General features: G+C 64.8%; 2 protein-coding genes. One reads left to right on the top strand and one right to left on the bottom strand.

The window, feature by feature from the left end; translation table 11 throughout:
- Positions 1-488, top strand: a 488-nt coding sequence (locus tag ACFWJO_RS40045) for a hypothetical protein (RefSeq protein ID WP_386873257.1), incomplete at its 5' end; no start/stop codon positions are given.
- A 9-nt stretch (positions 489-497) separates the two neighbouring features.
- Here the strand turns inward: ACFWJO_RS40045 and ACFWJO_RS40040 are convergent.
- Entirely contained in the window at positions 498-806 is a 309-nt protein-coding gene (locus tag ACFWJO_RS40040; RefSeq protein WP_378497488.1) for a hypothetical protein, read from the bottom strand.
- Positions 807-1,209 lie beyond the last annotated feature (403 nt).

Below are 1,209 nucleotides of genomic sequence, written 5' to 3'. Positions count from 1 at the left end.
ACCATCCACTCGAACGCCGCCCCCAGCCCCGCGCGGGCGTCCATCAGGGCGGGACGTGCTCGAGCACTCGTCGCAAGGACCTCCTGATCAACGTGACACGTAAGCCCGGACTCGCCAACAGCCCCGTCGAACGCCGCAAGCGGCGACTGCCGAACCTCGTCGAGCAGGGCGTGGACGTTGCTCGAGAAGCAGCCACCGTCGCCGAACCCCAGCCGGGTTCGGTGGTCCTCGGTGAGGAAAAGAAGACCACCAAACGGGTCCCTGTAGACAAGAAGCAGGAATCGGTCTGCATCAACCGCGCCAAGGTCGAAAGCGGCATGAATGCCGTCGCCGCGATTGGCCATATCGCCGGTGCCCCCGACAGTTGGTCCGACCTCGTCGACGAAGCCCTGGCCCACTACCTCGCCGTTCTCGAACGCAAATACAACAATGGCGAACCTTTCCCGCCGCGCAACACCGAAGTCGTCCGGGGACCGAGCATCTGCTAGCACCCGAGTTCACCGGGTCGGCCGCGCTGTGCTCGATGCCCCGGGTGGAGCATCGGGATACGGCGGCTGAGGATCTCGACGAACTGGCGCCTTCTCGCGTCGCTGCAGCTGGCGTTCCAGCACCGTGAGGTGGTGCACGAGCTGCTCCATGTTGGTGCAGGCCGCAGCCGCGAGCTGCTGGGTCGTGGGGTCATCCACCGCTGCGGCCGTACCGCCGAGCTTGTCAGCGCGCCGGGAAAGCGAGCGAGCCCCGCGCAGGAGCGCGGTGATCGCTTTCGCGGACGGAGGATCAGGACTGTCCACGTCATTGTCTGCCATGGGCGTTGATTCTGCGCTGCACCACAACACCGATCGAGCCACGACATCAGTGCTGTTTGCGGATCCGCTAACGCGAGAGCGACCGGGGCTGAGGATTCCGTGAGAATCACCCGCCGCCACGTGTTGAGAACCCGCAGGCCGGATCCACGAAGACGTGACACCGAGTCGTGGAACCTACCCGGTTTGTAGGTTCTCGTTCCCCGAGTCTCCGGTGTGACCGGGTTTGTCACCGGATATCAGTGGCGGTCGGTCACTGCCGAGGCATTTCCTAGACTCCCGGTGGTGCATCGACGACGGGTCCGTTGTCCGCATCGCCGATGCGGCCGCGCCCACGGCCTGGAGGACCGCTGTAAGGCGAATAGCTGGGAGAGGAAGTCGTACTGCTTGATGTAGGTGTCCACGT

The sequence above is a fragment of the Streptomyces sp. NPDC127092 genome (genome assembly GCF_042722475.1).
Taxonomy (GTDB): Bacteria; Actinomycetota; Actinomycetes; order Streptomycetales; family Streptomycetaceae; genus Streptomyces.
The sequence above is the reverse complement of the archived record's forward strand: the minus strand, read 5'-3'. Positions and strand labels throughout refer to the sequence as shown.